General features: G+C 46.6%; 1 protein-coding gene. It reads right to left on the bottom strand.

Annotation, left to right across the window (positions count from 1 at the left end; translation table 11 throughout):
• A partial coding sequence (locus FVW27_RS19270) for a hypothetical protein (protein WP_167128407.1) occupies window positions 1-441 on the bottom strand: 441 nt, incomplete at its 3' end.
• Window positions 442-522: the final 81 nt, after the last annotated feature.

Here is a 522-nt window from a genome sequence, read left to right as displayed (position 1 = left end):
ACAAGAGGCCTCGTCAAGCTTAACATAGCCTCCACGTTTGGCATCAAAAACAGTATTATCTTCAGAAAAAAGCGCACATATATCCTGTATCTTCACGCGGTAAAAATCCAACAACACCGACAAAGAAACTCTCTCTTGACGATAAATATCACAGTCATTTACAGCGCTCAAAATACCATTAGAACTACAATCTGCAGCAGGAATAACCCTATATTGATCACACCACCGCAAATAAGCTCGTGCTCTATTTCTCAACATTGCAAACGCTACATGAGCTGAGCGAACTGTTTCAACACTCGGAATCCATGGAACACCAGAAACTTCGCCTCTCCAATAAACTGAACCAGCTAACGCACCACACCGCCTTGACTCCTCGCCTTCCCCAACACCGACTTGCCACACGCGCATGCGATAGCGTTGCGCAAAGATCATCTCTTGCATTCGCACACCCTCCAATAGGCTTGTCCCTTACCATCCCAAACCACCCCTAGCAAAAGGTGGGGCTATAGTGGGGCTAAACAC

The sequence above is a fragment of the Nitratidesulfovibrio liaohensis genome, assembly GCF_011682075.1.
Taxonomy (GTDB): Bacteria; Desulfobacterota; Desulfovibrionia; order Desulfovibrionales; family Desulfovibrionaceae; genus Cupidesulfovibrio; species Cupidesulfovibrio liaohensis.
Note: the sequence above shows the minus strand (reverse complement) of the source record. Positions and strands in the feature narration are given on the sequence as shown.